Origin of the sequence: Sulfoacidibacillus ferrooxidans, from assembly GCF_022606465.1 — a bacterium.
Lineage (GTDB): Bacteria > Bacillota > Bacilli > Alicyclobacillales > SLC66 > Sulfoacidibacillus > Sulfoacidibacillus ferrooxidans.
On sequence record NZ_JALBUF010000116.1, the window covers coordinates 1 to 316 of the forward strand.

Here is a 316-nt window from a genome sequence, read left to right on the forward strand (position 1 = left end):
ACACATGGTGTTTGATGCATTATTTGAGAACGACGTCCCCTCATTCCCACGCCATTGAGTGAAGGGATCGGGACGTATTTTCCCTTCGCCAGTGGACAATGAATGTCCAAATATGACGGAGGGATATTGATGAATACACGCTATTTAGGCGCCTTATACATGGCACTAGCCGCAAGTATATGGGGTGGTATGTATGTGGTAAGCAAGATTATACTTGCAACTGTTCAGCCCATGGAGCTTGTCTGGATGAGGTCCAAGGTCATGTTGAATTTAGGGCAAGTGGACCGGCGAATTCAGAACTGGCTAGATCGGGTCT

General features: G+C 47.2%; 1 pseudogene. It reads left to right on the forward strand.

Going from position 1 to position 316, the window contains the following annotated elements:
- Positions 1–129: 129 nt before the first annotated feature.
- Positions 130–316 (forward strand): annotated as a pseudogene (locus MM817_RS16625) (EamA family transporter); the annotation flags it as partial.